14 protein-coding genes are annotated in these 17,405 nt (G+C 57.1%); 10 read left to right on the top strand and 4 right to left on the bottom strand.

The annotated features are described in order from the left end of the window. Positions 1–2 precede the first annotated feature (2 nt). The 9 genes from LAO21_22540 (at position 3) to LAO21_22500 (ending at position 5,879) form a co-directional block, all read left to right on the top strand. Complete coding sequence (locus LAO21_22540; GenBank protein MBZ5555495.1) at positions 3–389, top strand: VOC family protein; 387 nt, start codon at positions 3–5, stop codon at positions 387–389. 213 nt (positions 390–602) lie between these two features. Beyond that, complete coding sequence (locus LAO21_22535) at positions 603–980, top strand: VOC family protein (protein ID MBZ5555494.1); 378 nt, start codon at positions 603–605, stop codon at positions 978–980. A gap of 145 nt (positions 981–1,125) precedes the next feature. Next, entirely contained in the window at positions 1,126–1,677 is a 552-nt protein-coding gene (locus LAO21_22530; protein MBZ5555493.1) for a hypothetical protein, read from the top strand. A 495-nt stretch (positions 1,678–2,172) separates the two neighbouring features. After that, positions 2,173–2,496 (top strand): addiction module toxin RelE, encoded by a 324-nt coding sequence (locus LAO21_22525; GenBank protein MBZ5555492.1) that lies wholly within the window; start codon positions 2,173–2,175, stop codon positions 2,494–2,496. After that, positions 2,493–2,804, top strand: a complete 312-nt coding sequence (locus LAO21_22520) for a type II toxin-antitoxin system Phd/YefM family antitoxin (GenBank protein ID MBZ5555491.1) — start codon at positions 2,493–2,495, stop codon at positions 2,802–2,804. Before LAO21_22525 ends, LAO21_22520 begins: the two co-directional genes overlap by 4 nt. A gap of 346 nt (positions 2,805–3,150) precedes the next feature. After that, positions 3,151–3,444 carry a hypothetical protein gene (locus tag LAO21_22515; protein ID MBZ5555490.1) on the top strand — a complete coding sequence of 98 codons (294 nt, stop codon included), beginning with the start codon at positions 3,151–3,153 and terminating at the stop codon, positions 3,442–3,444. 114 nt (positions 3,445–3,558) lie between these two features. Further along, entirely contained in the window at positions 3,559–3,789 is a 231-nt protein-coding gene (locus LAO21_22510) for a hypothetical protein (GenBank protein MBZ5555489.1), read from the top strand. 97 nt (positions 3,790–3,886) lie between these two features. Beyond that, a complete protein-coding gene (locus tag LAO21_22505) occupies positions 3,887–4,861 on the top strand; it encodes an arsenical pump-driving ATPase GET3 (GenBank protein ID MBZ5555488.1) in 975 nt (324 codons plus the stop codon). A 13-nt stretch (positions 4,862–4,874) separates the two neighbouring features. Next, entirely contained in the window at positions 4,875–5,879 is a 1,005-nt protein-coding gene (locus tag LAO21_22500; GenBank protein ID MBZ5555487.1) for an arsenical pump-driving ATPase GET3, read from the top strand. 115 nt (positions 5,880–5,994) lie between these two features. On the opposite strand, the gene LAO21_22495 is transcribed toward LAO21_22500, so the two are convergent. The 4 genes from LAO21_22495 to LAO21_22480 form a co-directional block, all read right to left on the bottom strand. Continuing rightward, a complete protein-coding gene (locus tag LAO21_22495) occupies positions 5,995–6,540 on the bottom strand; it encodes a hypothetical protein (GenBank protein MBZ5555486.1) in 546 nt (181 codons plus the stop codon). A 427-nt stretch (positions 6,541–6,967) separates the two neighbouring features. Further along, positions 6,968–9,418 carry an ABC transporter permease gene (locus tag LAO21_22490; GenBank protein ID MBZ5555485.1) on the bottom strand — a complete coding sequence of 817 codons (2,451 nt, stop codon included), beginning with the start codon at positions 9,416–9,418 and terminating at the stop codon, positions 6,968–6,970. 354 nt (positions 9,419–9,772) lie between these two features. Continuing rightward, positions 9,773–12,211 (bottom strand): ABC transporter permease, encoded by a 2,439-nt coding sequence (locus tag LAO21_22485; protein ID MBZ5555484.1) that lies wholly within the window; start codon positions 12,209–12,211, stop codon positions 9,773–9,775. A 253-nt stretch (positions 12,212–12,464) separates the two neighbouring features. Continuing rightward, positions 12,465–16,535, bottom strand: a complete 4,071-nt coding sequence (locus LAO21_22480; protein ID MBZ5555483.1) for an FG-GAP-like repeat-containing protein — start codon at positions 16,533–16,535, stop codon at positions 12,465–12,467. Between the two features lie 243 nt (positions 16,536–16,778). Between LAO21_22480 and LAO21_22475 the strand changes: the two genes are divergently transcribed. Then, positions 16,779–17,258 (top strand): helix-turn-helix domain-containing protein, encoded by a 480-nt coding sequence (locus LAO21_22475; protein MBZ5555482.1) that lies wholly within the window; start codon positions 16,779–16,781, stop codon positions 17,256–17,258. The last annotated feature ends 147 nt before the right edge of the window (positions 17,259–17,405 follow it).

Genomic DNA, 17,405 nt, shown 5'->3' with positions numbered 1-17,405 from the left:
ACATGAAACGAGTCACTGGCATCGGCGGCATCTTCTTCAAGGCCAAAGACGCTCCATCACTGCAGGCTTGGTACAAGCGGCACCTGGGAATCGATGTCCAAGCCTGGGGCGGAGCTGCCTTCGATTGGACCGACGCCGAAGGCAAGCCGGTTGCAGGTACAACTGCCTGGTTAATCGATCCGCAAGAAAGTAATCACTTTGCTCCGAGCTCTGCTTCCTTCATGGTCAACTACCGAGTGGAAGACCTCCACGCCTTGGTCAAGGTCTTGAAGGAAGAAGGCTGCAATGTGCTCGAGAAGATTGACGAATCCGAGTATGGGAAGTTTGCCTGGGTCATGGATCCAGAGGGAAACAAGGTCGAGCTATGGCAGCCGCCCCAAGGCCAATGAGCGGGCTCGTTAGTCACGGCCGCGAACTGCGGCCTCACCAGTCGCTCAAGCTGACGTGGCGATCGCGGCCGCAATTATTGTATCCGAAGTTGAGAAATCTAAAGACAACATCCGTCAGCGATAGAAATCAGAAAGTTAATCAACGTTGCGTCCGCGGTACAACATCGCCACGCAGCTTAGCTCCAGTCCGTTCGGCGGATTAGGAGAACTAAGATGACGAAGCAAACCCAGGGAGAGCAGATCACGCATCGGTGGTACACGCGACCCGTATTTTTCGTTGGCGACGTAGAGCGCGCGCTGCGCTTCTACGAGGACCTGCTCGGCTTCAAGAAGTCCTGGCACGAAGGCGACGGCAAGGGCAAAGTCTGCCAAGTCAATCGTGCAGACTGCGAGATCATTCTGTGCGAGGATGCCGGTCGCAAGGATAAAGCGCGCCTATTCGTGGAGCTGACCCGGGAGGGCATCGCGGAACTTCGCCGTGAGATCGTCGAGCACTCAATTCCGAGCAAGGAATCGTGGTGGGGCATTGACGTTATCCAGATCGATGATCCCGACGGCAATGAGTTGCTCTTCCCGCTGCCTGATAAGTAAAGCTTCGAAGGCGTACCTACAGGGCATCCGTCCTGCTCATGCAGACTATCCGCCCAACAATGCGCTGCACGCGACGTGCGAGGACGCACGCGCGTGAGCGCAGACGTTGGGCGGACCAAGATCAAGCACAAGGAGACTGAATGAAATGGACATCGGCGATGCACAGCGAGAGAATCGCACCAGATTTGCGGGGGGCTTCTACGGGCAGCTCGTCTCCGGCGTGCTGTGGCTCGTGTCGGCGAGCCTGGCGACCTGGAGCACGCCCCGCGCGGCCATCACGACACTGGTGTTGGGCGGATTTTTCATTTTCCCGACCACGGAGCTGCTCATCCGTGTTGCTGGCGGGAGGAGTCCGCTGAGCGCGCAGAACTCCCTTCGCTACTTGGGCATGCAAGTGGCGTTCGTCTTGCCTTTTTCGATGCCCCTCCTTCTGCCGGTTGGTCTGTATCGTTTGAACTGGTTCTATCCGGCGATGATGGTCCTGTTGGGAGCGCACTATATTCCATTTGTCTTTCTCTACGGGATGCGGATGTTCGCCGTAATGGCGGCCTTGGTTCTGAGCGGCGGGCTGGTCATCGCCATGTATGGGTCAAGTAGTTTCAGTGTCGGTGCGTGGTACACGGGCGCGACCCTTCTCGCTTTTGCAGGCATCGGGGGGACGATCGTGCGACACGAAGTTCGTGATGGGGCCGCCTAACCAGCGCTTGAAGCTGTCGGCCCGCGTTCATCTTTCAAAGTCCGCGCAGGCACTGGGAGTCATCCAACAAAACGGCAAGATCTTGTCGCGGAGCTTCGATCGCTGACCGATAAACAGTTTGTTGAACTCTTTTATGAATCAGTTCAAGGCTGCGACATCTACACGGGCGACGGCCTGTTCGACGCGCACTTAATACTTGCAACGCAGTGCGTGAGCGCGACGGCAGTAGTAAATCGCGTTGGTCCGTTGAACTCATCTGTCCTACCCCAGGCCAAGCCTGGGAGGATGACGCGCTCATCTGTCAGGCTGGCAAGCATTGTGGATTCGCGACAACCAGTGGGTCGAAACAGTCACAATGCCCTGTGTGTCACGGACAAATCTACGGAACCTGACGGCCCAATCCGAGCGGGTGTACGCGCGGGTCGTTAGGCCGCGTCCTCGCATCGAAGAGCATCAACATTGACATTACCAGAATGCTGACTATAATTCTAGTTGATGCCACATCAGCGCAGATATGAGCTCATTTTTGCCCCAGCGATCATCGGTCATCTTGACGCCATAGAACGCAAGTTCCACCGCCTTATTCAGAAGACGCTCGACGAGCAGTTAACCCACATGCCTGAAAGAGAGACTCGCAACCGAAAACCCTTGCAGCAACCTTCTCCCTTCGGAGCCACATGGGAATTGCGATTCGGGCCGAACAATCGCTTTCGGGTGTTCTACGAAGTGGACAATATCGAGCGGATTGTGATGCTGTTGGCCGTTGGCGTCAAAGAGAGAAACCGGTTATTTGTTGGCGGAGAGGAGTTCGACTTATGAGAATCGCACCCTTGGCTGACGTAAAAGCGAAGCTGAGTGCCTATTTGGAAGAATGCGGGACAGATGGGCCTATCATCATCACGAAGAACGGGCGGGCTGTTGCGGTCCTGCTTGCCCCGGTAGATAACGAAGACCTGGAGAGTTTGATGTTGGCACGCTCGCCGCGCTTCCAAGGCTTGCTCAAGAAGTCACGTCAGAGTATCAAGGCAGGGGACGGATTGTCCCGGAAGGATTTCTGGCAGGCCGTTGGAGAGCGCAACAAAAAACGAAGTAAGGCACGCCGCTCATCTGCCAACAAGGCGGCCTAACCCCCGCGTGCACCCGGCCAGTGCAAAGAGCACAAGCGCGCCGGGCGGGTGACGCGCCAGACGTTGGGCGCACCGCTTGGTAGAAGTGGTTCTTTCGAATGCGGCTAGAAAACACTGGGCTATCACCAGTCAGAGGCCCGGAGGAGCCTGGGATTGGAAACAAATCTTTGTTAATTGACGCGTTTGATTTTTACTTCGGCTTCTCACGGAACAGGCCAAAACGTCAAAATTCCAAGCACCAGTTCCTGATTTCAAATGAATCCCCCTCGTAGTATCATAACCTCAAGGGGTCTTGCCGCGGGCGAAAACCGCGGAACAGCCGTTGAAGCGGAAAGTGAGTGATGCCGTGGGAGAGCGGGAACCGGGGCGTTTGAGCGGACTTCGAGCCAGGATCCGTGAGTTCTTTTACGGTATGACCGGGCTGGAGTTTGAACGCCAAGGGCTTGAAATGCGTGGCGCCCTGGAGACGATTTTCATGGCCGTCACGCTCGGCGACATGCTGGGACTCCCCATCATTCCGCCGATTTACTCACTTCGAATTCTGCCCTACGTGGTTCCCGGCATAGAGACCTGGAAACGTCGTATGGCGCGCGAACGCGAATTTTCGGACAGCGAAGAATTTCACCTCCATGGCGCCTGAGTGGCCGGTGTCAAAATCGAAAGATCAAAAGAGGAAAAAATGCCGGAAGAAAAAGAGAAGGCCAAAGAAGTAGAGAAGGGAAAGGAAAAGGAGAAATCCGGATTCTTTCACAAGATGAAAGAGGTCATGTACGGGATGGCCGCGCATGATATGTCGCGCTATGCGCTGCGCACCCGCTCCAGCATGGAGCACCTTTTCATCCTCATCACCATGGGCGACCTGATTGGCATTCCCATCCTGCCTCCCTATTACTCCCTGCGGTTGCTCCCCTACGTCGTTCCCAACATTGCGACCTGGAAACGGCGCATGCTGCGCGAGAAGGACGTCTCGGACGCCATGTTCTGAGCGGCTCAGCCATCCGTCACCGGCCTTTTCTACCGATCGTGATGGCTTGTCCCTCGCTTGCCTGTCCCACCATCAAATCCAAAACGAGCAGATCCCAATGTCATTAAAAGAGACTTTCGAACGCAACAAGGAACGACGTTACATCATGTTCGGCGGAAAGGGCGGCCTCGGCAAGACCACCTTCTCGGCGGCAACCGCTTACTGGCTGGCGAAGCAAGGTCACAAGGTGCTTGTCTTTTCAGTGGACCCGCAAGCCTCGTTAAGCGACATCTTTCAACAGGACATCTTCGGCAAGGGCGCGGTCAAGATCATGGACAACCTTTACGCCCAGGAGATTGACGCCGATTCCCACATCCGGGAGTACCAGAACGAGATCCGCAAGAAGATCCTCGACATGTATGGCTTCGAGCAGATTCCAGAAGAGATCGAAAACTATATCCAGGCGGCCTCCGCCGAACCCGCCATGGAGGAGTCCGCCATCTTCGATGCGGTGGTGGATATCGTGGTCAAAGGCGACTATGACTACTACATCTACGACCTGGTGCCGCTGGGACACGCGCTCTACTACCTCTCGATGGCCAAAGTCTATGATGAGTGGATCAACCGCATCACCAAGCTGCGCGAAGAGATGCGTGAGTATGAAGAGATGGTGGCCCGGATCAAACGGGAGAAGGTGGCCGAGGAAGACCAGATCCTTCACGAGCTTCAATACATCAAGAAACGGATCAACCTGTCGTCAGCCATTCTGACCGACCGGGACAAGACCGCCTTCTTCTTCGTCCTTGTGCCCGAGGAAATGATCATCATTGATACCAAGAATGCCGCGGAACTTTTTGCCAAGTTCGATGTGCCGATCGTGGGCTATGTCGTCAATCGCGTCCTCCCGGAGGAGCTGGCCACCCAGGACATTCCACCCTACCTCAAGAATCGGATCAAGATGCAGTCGCACTACCTGGACAAAAGCCGCCAGACCTTTGGCGACAAAGTGGTCGGCTACGTGCCCGAACTGGAACGCGATGTGACCGGCCTGCAGATGATCGAAAAACTTGCCAAAATCATGTACGGAGATTGAAAGGGACATAGCGATGCACGATATTCAGGAATCTCTGACCGATTACATTCAGAAACATCCCTCCCTCAAATATATCTTCTATGGCGGGAAAGGCGGAGTCGGCAAGACGGTGATGGCCGGGGCGAGTGCCCTGTGGTTTGCCGGACAAGGCCGGCGGACCCTGCTCGCTTCAACCAATCCCGTGCATAGCCTGTCGGGCCTGCTGGGTCAGGACGTCTACGGCAAGCCCACGGCAGTTACCGGGACTTCAAATCTCTGGGCTTATGAGATCGACACCCACGAAACGATTGGACGCCTGAAGCTGGACATCAAGCAGAAGATCCAGTGGTTTTTGAAGTTCGCCGAAATTTCGACGCAGGCCGACGCCTTCGTCGAAAGCGCCACCATGAATCCGGCGTTCGAAGAATCGGCCATGTTCGAAAACATGGTCGACCTCATGTTCAAGGACGAATACGACGTTTACGTTTTTGACACGGCGCCGACAGCCAACGCGCGCCGGCTGCTCGGGATGAGCAAAGTCTATTCCCTGTGGGTCAACAAGATGCTCAAGTCGCGCGGAGAGGCGCAATCGCTTCGCCAGCTCCTTTCGTTTACCAAGAAAAAAGAAGAAGACCCGCTGATGGACTATCTGGTTTCGTTTCGCGACCGGATGGGACACGCGCGGGAGCTTCTGACCGATCCCGAGAAGACCTCCTTCTTCTTTGTGACCCTGCCGGAAGCCCTGCCCATCGCCGTAATCAAGCGGTTCATCAATTGGTTTCACGATTTCGGAATTCCCGTCGGGGGCGTGATCGTCAACATGCTCATCCAGAAGGCCCAGGTCCAGCCCGGGGCCCCCGAGTTCGTGAAGAACCGCGTCAAGATGCAACAGTCGTACATGGACGAAATCTGGCGCGACTTCGATGGCAGTGTGCGCGCGCTGATTCCCCTCTTCGACAACGAAGTGCGCGGCGTTGAATCTCTCTCTAAAGTCTTCGGTCAGAACTGGCAGAATTGGGACCAAGTGGCACAGCCGTAAGCGCCTCGATTGCGGATTGAGGATTTCGGAATGAGGATAAGAAGGCCGGTCTAACCGCAAAGCTCGCAAAGAATCATCGTTTAGATCATAAATATCATTGTTTTCTGAACTCACTTCAAACGGATCCACTCCACCGCCAATCCAGCCGGATCTCCCCGAGCGTCACATTGAAAGCGGAGGCCAAGCCGCGGTATGTCTCGAGAAAGTATTCCCACACCTCGTCGTTTCTGGGCTCGTCGAACCATTGAGAGGGCGCCGCCAAAAGAACAGCTCGTCGAATATCATCCGGACACTTCTTGGGCTTATCGGTGGTCATCGCCAGAAGATGCAACAGGTATCGGGTGATCTGTGAATCTTCTTTGCCATAAGTCAGGGGCGCAGTTTCCTTGACTTCGATGTAGATCCGGTTCTCACCGGACCCTTCCGAACGCAGCACGATGCCGGGAACCATCCCACCCATGATATCGATCACCATGCCTTTATTCGGATTCCACTCCGCCGTGTCCTTGAAGATCCGGTATCGCCGCCCGCCGATCAGATCATAAAGGGTCTCGACGTCGGAAGTGCCATTGGTGATCCAAATCTCGTTCAACACTGCCTGATCATTCAATGCCTCATCCAGCTTTTCACTGAGTTTGCTCACCAGATCCTTCTCTGTCATGGTGTCTCCTCGCCGCTGATGTCCCGCATGATATTGGCTGTACAACCGAAGAGGATCGGGGCTGTTTGGACGCCTTGATTAACTAGACCAGATAGTAAGCCTCCCGGTGGATCAAAACGCTCCGCGCAGGGTTCGCCCTGCTCGACTTAATGATCCTCCAACTCGATCGGCCTTGTCTACCGCTGCGTGCTGGAATCTAAACAAGCACTCATCGACCAAAGACTGAGTTTTCCTATCTGCTCAAACGTCGATTTCAGGCAGCTTGTCGCTCAAATTAAATCGCGGCGATTACGACTCGCCCTGCAACGATAGTATATTGCGTCAGACTGTTAGCATGGGCCGGTGAGTATGTATTTAAGAGTTTTAGCCACAGCGGGCGGACGCGGAACACCTGTCTTTCGGGTAGAGTCCTCTCCCCGCCCCGGATCTACTCACACCGCAACACGGCGATGGGATCGACCTTTGTTGCGCGGCGAGCCGGGATAAAAGACGCGAGGGCGGCGACCAGGATGAGGAGTATGCAGACCAGCCCGAGCGTGACCCTGTCGGTCGGGCTGACAGTGTAAAGGAATCCGCTCATGAGTTTTGAACCTGCCCAGGTCCCCAACAAGCCCAGGGCGACACCGGGGAGAGCCATTTTCAAGCCCGACCGGAGAAACAAATTTGACACGGCGCCCGGCTGTGCCCCGATGGCAATGCGAATTCCGATTTCCCGCGTCCTCTGGCTCACCGCATAGGAGATGACGCCGTATAATCCAGTGATGCTGATGACCAGGGCCAGCCCGGAAAACAGTGCGAGCAGCAGCGTGATCATTCGAGGTTGTGCCATGGAGGTGGCCACGACCTGTTTGTAGGCCTGGAAATGCGTGATGGGGACATCCCGGTCCAGGCCCCAGAGCAGCTTCGGAATAACAGTGGAAAGCAACAGGGGATCCTTTTCAGTCCGTGCAATCAGAAACGCCTGCAGACCGATCTGGTGACCCCACGGGATGGCAGAGCCCTGGATTTGCGGAGTGAACATATAGAGTTCGGGAAGTGCAGGCGATTCGAGAGCGATCTCCCGGGTATCCCCCACCACACCGATGACGGTGAACCACCAGGGGAAGTTCTGGTCATCCAGGCGGCTCCATTTGATCCGCTTCCCGATCGGATCCTCATGGGCGAAGAATTGCCTGGCGATGGTTTCATTAATGATTGTCACCAGCGGAGACCGCGACGTATCCTGATCCGAAAAGGGGCGTCCCCGCACCAGCGGAATTTGAAGAGTCTTAAAGTAGTCCGCAGTGACAAAGCGTTGTTCGTTGGCGATGTAGGTCCCCTTGGGGGGTTCCGGATGTCCTTCGATCGAAAAGCTGATTCCGCCTCGTCCTGCCAATGGCAGAACATTCGTCAATGCCGCGGATTTTACTCCGGGTAACCCCTCGATCTTATTCAGAAGTTCGTCCTGGAAACGGGCCACTTGTGCCCCTTGTGAGTACCGGGTCTCTGGTAGAAACAGATCGGCCGTGAGGACGCCACCGGCGTCAAACCCCGGATTCACCTGCTGCAATCGCCACAGACTCTTGATCAACAATCCCGCGCCGGCCAACAGGATCAGGGTGACGGCGACCTGCCCGACCTGCATCCAATAAAGAAAATGCCTTCCCCCCGAGGAGATATGAGCATCGGAGAACTTCAAGGATTCATTAATTTCAGTGCGGGTCGCGAGCCACGCAGGGGCCAAGCCGAAAATCACCGTTGTCAACAGGGACAAGGCCACGGTAAAGCCGAGGACGCTGGCGTCCATTTCGACCCCGCGGATCTCCAGCAGGAGGCCCGGCGGAAGCAAGCGCGGCAGGGCTGCAACCAGCAGTTTGGAGAGGGCGATGCTGGCGCAAGCTCCCATCGCCGCCAGCAGAATGGTTTCTGTCAAGAGCTGGCGCACGAGTCGGCGTCGCGGCGCGCCCAGCGCCGCTCGCATCACCATTTCTCTTTTTCGGGCATTGCCGCTGGCCAATAGGAGATTGGCGACATTGGCGCACGCGATCAGTAAAACAAAACCCACTGCACCCATCAGGATCAGAAGGGCCGGCCGGATCCTGCCCGAGAGTTGCTCTCGCATCGAAAGGACCCGGACACCTGATCCCGTGTTCCACTGGATGGACTCCGTTTCCAGCCGGCGGGCAATGCCGTCCATCTCCGCCTGGGCCTGGCCCAGCGAGAGCCCCGGCTTCAACCGCGCCACCGCGAGATAGCCGTGGTCCCGATGGTTGGTGAGTTCTTGCGGTTCCAGTTTTAGCGGAACCCACAACTGCGCCGGGTCGCCGGGCTCCGGAAGATAGAAATCCGCCGGCAGAACTCCGATGACCGTGTGCGGGACTTCGTCCAGGCGAATGACCTGCCCGATCATATTCGGGGAAGCGCCGAGTTGACGCCATAAGCTGTTACTCAGTACAACCACAGGACGATGTTCGATCTCATCTTCTGTCGAAAAACCGCGGCCCAGCACCGGCGAGACGCCAAGCAGCGAGAACACGTTCGCCGAGGTTCTCAGCGCGCTGACGTTATCGGGATTCCCCGATCCGGTTAAGTTGATTTGATCGGGTTCCATGAGCGCCATCTGCTCAAATACATGGTTCTGCTCCCGCCATGCCATGAAATTGCCAACAGCGATAAATCGACGATCCCACCGCGGGACGACCTTGGTCTCCCAGAGCTGTACGACGCTTTCGGGTTGTCGATACGGCAAGGGGCGCAACAAGACAGCCCGCACCACGCTGAATATTCCCGTGTTGGCGCCAATCCCCAGCCCCAGGGTCAGCACCGCCACCAGAGTGAAGGTCGTATTCTTGGCCAGCATCCGGAAACCAAACTTGATGTCCTGCCACAACGAATCCATCAGCTCACCTCACGCCGCCAGGCGCCATTGGCGTTGTCGGCCTTAAAATGAATGAGAAACACCGCTGTCTTACCACATTAGAGCAGGAAGTCGGGAAAAAGTTGCTTCTCTCGGATGTGAAAGTTCATTTCTTTGGAGTGCGGCCCGTCGTTGTGGGGCCGCTTTCTGATGTTGCATCTGGAGAGGGTGAACTGAATTTTGAGGGACAGTCCCTAGGGACAGTCCCTTTTGGGGGTGCGGCCGCTTTCCAGTGTTGCACCAGCGAGGGTTGGGCAGGGACCTGTTTGAATCGGAGAAAAAGGAACTGAGAACTCCAACTTTGAGGGACTGTCCCTAGGGACAGTCCCTCAAAATCTATTGATGACGGAGAACCTGCATGGGGTCGACTCGAGAGGCCTTCTGGGCCGGATACCAGGAGGCGGCGAGCGTGATGGCGATCGCCACCACCGAGCTGGCCAGATAGACGCTCAGGTCATGGGCCTTCACGCCAAACAGCCAACTTGACATCAGGCGCATCACTCCAAGGGCCACTCCGAGACCGATGGCGACCCCGATCAGTGACATGCGCAGCGAATCGCCCAGCACGAGCGATTGGATCTCGCGGGGGCGGGCCCCCAGCGCCACGCGGATCCCCATCTCACGCATGCGGCGGCTCACCAGGAAGGACACGACGCTGAATAGGCCCGTGGCTGCCAGAAAAAGGCCCAGAACTCCCAGCCCCGCCAGCAACATCGTCGACGACCAATCGTCGAACAACGCCAACCGCATGTGATCGTGCAGTGTCCTGGCCTCCACGATCGGGACTTTCCCGGCCGCGTTGCGGGCTTCGCGAAGGACCGACTTGGATATGGATCGGGGATCTCCGCTCATCTCGATGAAGAGCGAAGCCTCTTCCGAATACCTCTGTGCCAGAGGGAAGAAGAGGTACGGTTGAGTCGCTTCGTGGATCATGAGATACCGGCCATCTTCGACGATCCCGACAATCTGGTGCTCCTTGCCTTGAATGCGCAGCCATTGGCCCAGCGCTTCAGAGTTGGGCCAAAAGCGTCTAGCCATCGCCTCATTGACGACAAGGCTGCGGGTGTTGGTGGGTGAATCCTGAGGTCCAAAATCGCGGCCGTGGAGAACTCGCGTTCCCAGCGTGGAGAAGAAGTTCAGGCCCACAATGTTATACCGAACCCTGACCCCTTTTTCCGGATCAGGGGAAACATAGCCCGGAATCTCCACTCTTTCCATCTCCCCGGCTTCACTAGGATTCAAAAGCGACCGGCGCGCGATGCTCGCCTGCCGGACGCCCGGCACGGCGCGAACTCGTTCCAGGATCCTTTCACGGAGGGCTGCTGATTGTGCGGAGCTGTACCCGAAGAATTCCGCCAGGCCCACATCCACGATCAGGACGTTCTTGTTGGGATCAAACCCCGGCTTGATTTGAAGCGTCAGGAGCAGGCTCTTGACCAGCAGTCCGGCTCCGATCAGCAGGACGACCGAAAGCGCAATTTCCGCGATGGTCAGGCCATTCTTCAGAGAGAAAAATCGGGATCGGCCCGTCGACGGAAGAGTGTCTCCCTTCAGGACCGGCGCCACCTCGCAGCGGGTGGCCTGCCAGCCGGGAATGAGTCCGGAGAGCAGGATGCTGAAAAGGGACGCGAAAGTGGTGAACAAGACTACGCGGGCATCGATCCGAATGTCGGGACCGGAGGCGAGGTAGGAAGGCGGAAGGACCGCCGGCGCAACCTCCATGAACCATTGCAGCAACAGCAGGCCGACGCCGCCTCCCAGGATTGCCAGAAGAACCCCTTCGGTCAGCCATTGTCGAAGAAGCCTTCCCCGGGAAGCTCCCACGGCGAGTCGGACCGCGATCTCCCGGTGGCGCCCTTCCTGTTGTGCCAGCAATAAATTGGCCACATTGGCGCAGGCAATGAGCAGTACGAGCCCAACCATCGCCAGAATGAAGAGGCTGAACGGCATCACTTTCCAGAACCGCTCTTCCTCCGTCTGGCTGGTGAATTCGCGGCCCTTGTTGGCCTCCGGATAAGCCGAGTCCAGTCCTTGGCTCAGCACCTTCAACTGCGCTGATATCTCCGTTCTCGCGACTCCCGGTTTGGTGCGGGCACTGAGACTGAACCAGCGAGAGCTGCGCGATTCAAATTCCTGGTGGGCGCCGGACAGCATCACGCTCCAGGTGCGGGGCGTGATCCAGAGGGCGGTCGTCCCAGTGCGGTCCAATCCGCGAAACCCCCGGGGCGCCACACCCAACAAGGGTAGACTTTTCCCGTCCACGGAAATGGATTGGCCGATGGCCGTGGGGCTCCCGTTGAAGTACTTCTGCCAGGCCGCTTGGCTGATGACCACACCCGGTTCACCTTCTTGGCTCGATTTCAAGTCGGTTGAAAAGGTCCGGCCGAGTGCCGGCTTGACCCCGAGAACCGAGAAGTAGTTTTCCGAAACGACACTTACTGAAACAAGCCCATCGGCCACGTCGGTCTTGATGAAAGCACCGCGATCTCCATAGGCGAGGATGTCAGTAAATACCGTGTTCTGATTGCGAAGATCGAGAAAATTCGGATAAGAACACAGGTGTTCTTCCCCCTGGGCGTCGCGGGAGGAGATCGTGACAAGTTCGCCGGGGTCTTTCACAGGCAGCGGCCGCAAGTAGAATCCGTCGATGATGCTGAAGACGGCGGAATTGGCGCCGATCCCGAGGGCCAACGAAAGAACAGCAACCAGGGCTATACCCGGTCGCTTGCCGAGAACACGAAGTCCAAAACGAAGATCTTGCAGCAAAGCCCCCATAACACGCCTCCCGGATATCTGGAGATCAGTGGAAGTGCAAGTGACTCAAAAACCCTTATCACGTTTAGACGTGACCAGTAGAGTGGAGGTTGCGAAAAGACAATTTCGAACTTGTCTTTGCCAGGGAAGGATACCGCGGCAGGTCATTCGATGACAACGGGAAGCGGAGTTTGATCTTGCTCCCTCCGTCCGGGGTGACCCAACCCACACGCAATCTTGAGCGACAGTCCCCCGGAATTTTCCCCGTCGTTTTCTATCTTCCTGACTTCCCCACCCCCAGGGGCGATCCGTCGTCACCGAAGTAACTCAGGGTGGTGTTGACTGACCCTCCCGTTCCCAACAAAATAAACTGGGTCCTGTATCCACCTCCGTCAACAATTTGAGGGAAGATGACGGGTGAGGGAGCCGACTGACCGTAATCCGCTATGGGAAATGTCGTCATGAGGAAATCGCCGCGGGCATTGGTGAGCGAGCGCAACGTGAGCGCCACAAACGGTGAGGACGACGACAGATCCAGCACCCCGGTGAAGCCGTCCAGAAAAGAAGGAATGAATTCACTGATGAACTTGGCATCGTGCCCGTTCCCCACCAAGTCCAGTCCGGCATTCCCATTGCCCAGCGCCGTCGTCCCATCCAACTGGAAGGCCGTCAAATACAAGCGCACCGGCGAGGCGTTAATGGCCGCGATGGCCAGGCCCGTGTTGTGGCCTGTGGAGCGATCAATGAAGATCCGGGCGTGGGTCGAGGCCAGTGCCGAAGGGATGCCCGATTCGCTCACGAGCGAACTCGTGCCAGAAGGACCGCTTCCGTTCTGAGAGTAACTGAAGACGCCGGCGCCGACCGGTGTCGACGATCCGGAATCCGGAATCACCTGCACCGAGCCGACATTCACCCCCGCCGGAGTCCCATCGGTCAACAGGGTGTAGACCCCATTCGGTCCGATTTGGTAATTGAACTGCGACTTGGCGTCTGAGCCGTCGACCGGCCGTGTGTTCAACTCGGTCCCGATGTTGTTGAAGATTCTAACAACGCCGGTTTGCACCGATCCCGAGGTGTTCAGCAGGAAGAAGGACGACCGGTACCCTCCGCCATCCGCAAACTGCGGAAAATAGATCGGTGAAAAGTTCGGGGCCTGGGTCAGGTCCGCTACCGGCGTGGTGGTGAGCAGGGTTTCCCCGCGCTGGTTCGTGGTCAATCGCAGGGCGACGATCGACAAGGGTTGGTCGCTCTCGAAATCCAGGGATCCGAACTGGGTCGTGGTTGGAAAATCCGATGGAAGATTGAACTCGGCAGCCCACTGCTTCAGTTCATTGATGAACAGGGCCCGGTGTACCCCCTTGCCAAGCGAACCCTGACCGGCCGCCACCGTTCCGCCGTTTCGATCACGCAGCGTAAAGGTGATCGTCGCCGGCGAGGTTCCGGGGTTCACCACTGCGAATCCCGTGTTCGTGCTGATCGTCCCGACTTCCTGATGGTCCGTTTTCGCAGCGACTCCCGTCCGGTAATCAATAAAGATGCGTGCCCGCCTTGTGGGGGGTGAGGCCGGAACGCCCGCTTCCGTCGTCACCACATTGTCTTGCTCAAGACTGAACACGGCAATCCCGTAGGGTGATGGACCGGAATTCGCCTCTACGGTCGCATATCCAGCCTTCACGGCGCTTGAGGTGCCCACCGTGGATGCAGTGCCGGATCCCCCATTCTGAATAGGGATAGAAACGCTTGTGTTGTCTCGTGCCTGGGCTACAACAATGATGGCGGTCGCCGGGACATAATACTGCGAAATGCCTCCCGCCGTGAGATAGTTCACTCGGACGGTTCCATTGGCATTCGCGGTTGCAATCGTTGGGGCGGGCCAGTCGGCGACATCGTCGCCATTGTTCCAAACGGGACCACCGGAATTCGCCCCGCTGGTGCACGACATCAGGTAAGCGGCAGAGGCTTCGCCTCCGAACGCGGCGGTGATGTAATAGGTTCCCGGGATGGAGGGGGCGGTCAGATTCACAGGAATGTTCCGGTTTAGCCCTGAGACAGGTGTTGTAAATCCCCCCAGGTCCGCGAAGCTTGTGGAATGCGTCCCCCAGTTCGGGGTCACTCCCATCGCCATCGCCGTATTGGCCGGCCATGCTGAATTGAGTTGGACCGCGAGTTGACCCGTCAAGGTTGCCCCTGCCGCCACCGTCACGGTCCGGCTCGAGGAGGAGATGGTTTGTCCTGCGAGGGTTCCTCCCACGAGCATCAGCGACGAAGTGGCTCCCGGATCATTTCCGGTGGAGCCGTAAATTGCTGTGGCAGTGTAGTCGGCATCCATCCCAAAGGTGATGCTGGCACTGGTTAAATAGTCCGCCCCATTGCGCTGCCATTTCTGGAAGGTGTTTCCACTGGCTGCTGGCGGGGCGGTCAACGTCACTTGGGTGTTGGAATTGTATGTGCGCGTGAACTGAGTGCTTCCGGTCCCCCGACCGCTGCTGTCATTGGGAGTCACCGTGACCGTGACCCCGTAACCCGGGTTGGTGGAAGACACGGTCAGATTCTTTGTCGCAACGGGACAAGATTCCGATCTCACATTGAGCAGAATGGCGGCACCACTATAGGCCACCGCAAGGTCGGGTTTTCCGTCTCCATTAAGATCACCGGCGACGATGGATTGCGGGATCGTGAACGTTATCCCGTAGTCTATTGGAGATTGAAACGTTCCGTCGCCATTGCCGCTCAGCAGTGATACCGTTCTAAGAACTGAGTTCAGCACAGCGAGGTCCACCCGGCCATCTCCGTTAAAGTCGAGTGCGGCAATGCCAGCCGGGCCTCGTCCCACGGGGTAGTCCACTTTGGCTCGAAAAGTTCCGTCCCCGTTGCCCCGCAGGATTGAAATGGTGTCGTCGCTTGAGTTGACGACCGCCAAATCAATCTTTCCATCGCCATCAAAATCACCCGCGTCCAACGCCAGGGGGTAATATCCCACAGCGTAAGTTACATCGCTTCGGAGTGTCCCATCCCCGTTCCCCAGAAGAATCGAAACATTATTGGAACCCCCATTGACGGTGGCCAGATCCAATTTCCCATCCCGATTGAAATCCCGCGCAATCACGGCGAAAGGACCGTCCCCTGTGATGGGATAAGTCACCGCCGTTTGAAACGTCCCATTCCCATTTCCAAGCAAAATCGACACGATAGCGGAGGAGCTCGGTCCCAGCCCTCTGTTTCCCACGGCCACATCCAACTTCCCATCGCCATTAAAATCTCCCAAGTCAGCATACCAAGTCCCATTGCGCACACTGTAGCTCACGCCGGGCTGGAAGGTGCCGTCCCCATTGCCCAAAAAGACCCTGACGTCATACCTGGTGGGTACGACCACGTCGAGCTTCCCATCCCCGTTGAGGTCTCCGATGGAAACGGATTGCGGCTCTGTCCCGGCGTCATATTTCGTGACTGGCCCGAAGGTGCCGTCCCCGTTCCCCATTGAAACCGCCAAACCGGCAATCCCGGCCATGGCCAGGTCCGCCTTCCCATCGCCATTGAGGTCTCCTACCGCCACAGCATAGATGGTCGAACCCGAGTTGTTGTGATTCGTCGACTCTACAGTGACACTGGGGTTCAAGACAAAGGCAGGCATGCTGCAACCGCCTGCCAAGGTGGTAAAGGTTCCGTCCCGACCATAAGTTGTTCCGGAGCTGTTCGAGGCAACGATCCGATAATGATAGATTGTATTGGGCGTGAGCGAACTCAACTCAGCTGAAATATATAATGAGTTACCGAGGCCGCTAATCGATCGAGCGGGCGTTGCACTCCCGTAAGACGCCGTCGTTCCGTACTGGAAGTAGCCTGTGGTGTCCAGACGGTTTGGATTGACGGTTCCGCTAAGGGTCGCGGAATTGGCGGTCACATTTGCGACCGCATTGCTGGTGGCAAAGGGGACGCCCGCAACATCCATCTGATAAGCCCGGCTGGCCTGGCAGCCGTTCGAATCGGTGACGGCAATCGTGAATATGAAATTTATCCCACTTACGACCGGTGTCCCCGATAAAATTCCTGAAGTGGATAGAACCAGGCCCTGCGGCAATGCCCCTGCGACGACAGCAAAGGTATAAGACCCGGTTCCGCCGGTGGCAGTGAGGGCTTGGCTGTACGCAACCTCCTGGGTAGCACTGGGGAGTGTAGCGGGCGAGAGGGTGAGGGCGCCGCAAGACGACGCGCAGTTGTTGAGCAGGACCGAGACCGTGTTCGACCCGGAATTCACTACGACGAGGTCCTTCTTCCCATCGCCATTGAAATCGTCAGCCGCAACCCCCATGGGAAGGACGCCCACGCCATAGTGAGCAGCGGTCAAGAAAGTTCCGTCTCCCTTTCCCTGCAGAACCAAAACCTCATTGGAGTTGTAGTCTGTGACCGCAAGATCCAGGATGCCATCCCCATTGAGGTCAGTCGCTAGGTCTTTGACCGCCTGAAACGGTTCTATAAAGTAATTGTATTATAAGATGTTTCATTCTATACTCGGGGCATGTCACGTGACCGCCTGAAACGGTTCTATAAAGTAATTGTATTATAAGATGTTTCATTCTATACTCGGGGCATGTCACGACATCCTTTACAAATTCATGTCTCGCCCCACGACCAAAAGGAACTGCACCAGGTGCTGAACGGTGGCCTGCAGTCAGTTCGAGTGGTCTATCGCGCCTTGGCGCTGCTGCACTTGTCGGAGGGATCGACGGCTCCGCAAGTGGCCCAGTTCATCAAGAAGCTGACTCCCAAGGCCGTCCGAGTGATCGCTCATCGCTACCAGCGCGGGGGATTGGAGCGAGCTCTGTACGAAAAGCCGCGCCCGGGAGCGGCACCGCTGCTGGATGCCTCGGCCAAGCAACGGATCATTGCGATGGTCTGTAGCTCTCCCCCCGGCGGTCGGGCGCGCTGGACCGTCCGCCTGATCGCGGCCGAAGCGGTGAAACGCAAACTCGTTCCTCGAGCCGGTCGGGAGACCATCCGTATTCTACTCGAAAGCCACGACTTAAAGCCGTGGCGGGAAAAAAATGTGGTGCGTGGCCGAGCTCAATAAGGAGTACCTCGAAAAGATGGAAGACGTGCTGGCGACCTATGAAAAGCCCTACGATGGCAGTCAGCCCGTGGTCTGCCTGGATGAAAAGCCCGTCTCGCTGCATGCCGATGTGAGAGCGCCCCTTCCCATGGCCCCCGGCCGCATCGC

This window comes from Terriglobia bacterium, assembly GCA_020073085.1.
In the GTDB taxonomy this organism is placed as follows: domain Bacteria; phylum Acidobacteriota; class Terriglobia; order JAIQFV01; family JAIQFV01; genus JAIQFV01.
The sequence above is the reverse complement of the archived record's forward strand: the minus strand, read 5'-3'. Positions and strand labels throughout refer to the sequence as shown.

What these genes read in the sequence shown, in the direction of transcription:
- LAO21_22540 (MBZ5555495.1), top strand. Translation starts at nt 3, where the DNA reads ATGAAACGAGTCACTGGCATCGGCGGCATCTTCTTCAAGGCCAAAGAC.
- LAO21_22520 (MBZ5555491.1), top strand. Translation starts at nt 2,493, where the DNA reads ATGAGAATCGCACCCTTGGCTGACGTAAAAGCGAAGCTGAGTGCCTAT.
- LAO21_22490 (MBZ5555485.1), bottom strand. Translation starts at nt 9,418, where the DNA reads ATGGATTCGTTGTGGCAGGACATCAAGTTTGGTTTCCGGATGCTGGCC.
- LAO21_22495 (MBZ5555486.1), bottom strand. Translation starts at nt 6,540, where the DNA reads ATGACAGAGAAGGATCTGGTGAGCAAACTCAGTGAAAAGCTGGATGAG.
- LAO21_22475 (MBZ5555482.1), top strand. Translation starts at nt 16,779, where the DNA reads ATGTCACGACATCCTTTACAAATTCATGTCTCGCCCCACGACCAAAAG.
- LAO21_22525 (MBZ5555492.1), top strand. Translation starts at nt 2,173, where the DNA reads ATGCCACATCAGCGCAGATATGAGCTCATTTTTGCCCCAGCGATCATC.
- LAO21_22485 (MBZ5555484.1), bottom strand. Translation starts at nt 12,211, where the DNA reads ATGGGGGCTTTGCTGCAAGATCTTCGTTTTGGACTTCGTGTTCTCGGC.
- LAO21_22530 (MBZ5555493.1), top strand. Translation starts at nt 1,126, where the DNA reads ATGGACATCGGCGATGCACAGCGAGAGAATCGCACCAGATTTGCGGGG.
- LAO21_22500 (MBZ5555487.1), top strand. Translation starts at nt 4,875, where the DNA reads ATGCACGATATTCAGGAATCTCTGACCGATTACATTCAGAAACATCCC.
- LAO21_22535 (MBZ5555494.1), top strand. Translation starts at nt 603, where the DNA reads ATGACGAAGCAAACCCAGGGAGAGCAGATCACGCATCGGTGGTACACG.
- LAO21_22510 (MBZ5555489.1), top strand. Translation starts at nt 3,559, where the DNA reads ATGAAAGAGGTCATGTACGGGATGGCCGCGCATGATATGTCGCGCTAT.
- LAO21_22505 (MBZ5555488.1), top strand. Translation starts at nt 3,887, where the DNA reads ATGTCATTAAAAGAGACTTTCGAACGCAACAAGGAACGACGTTACATC.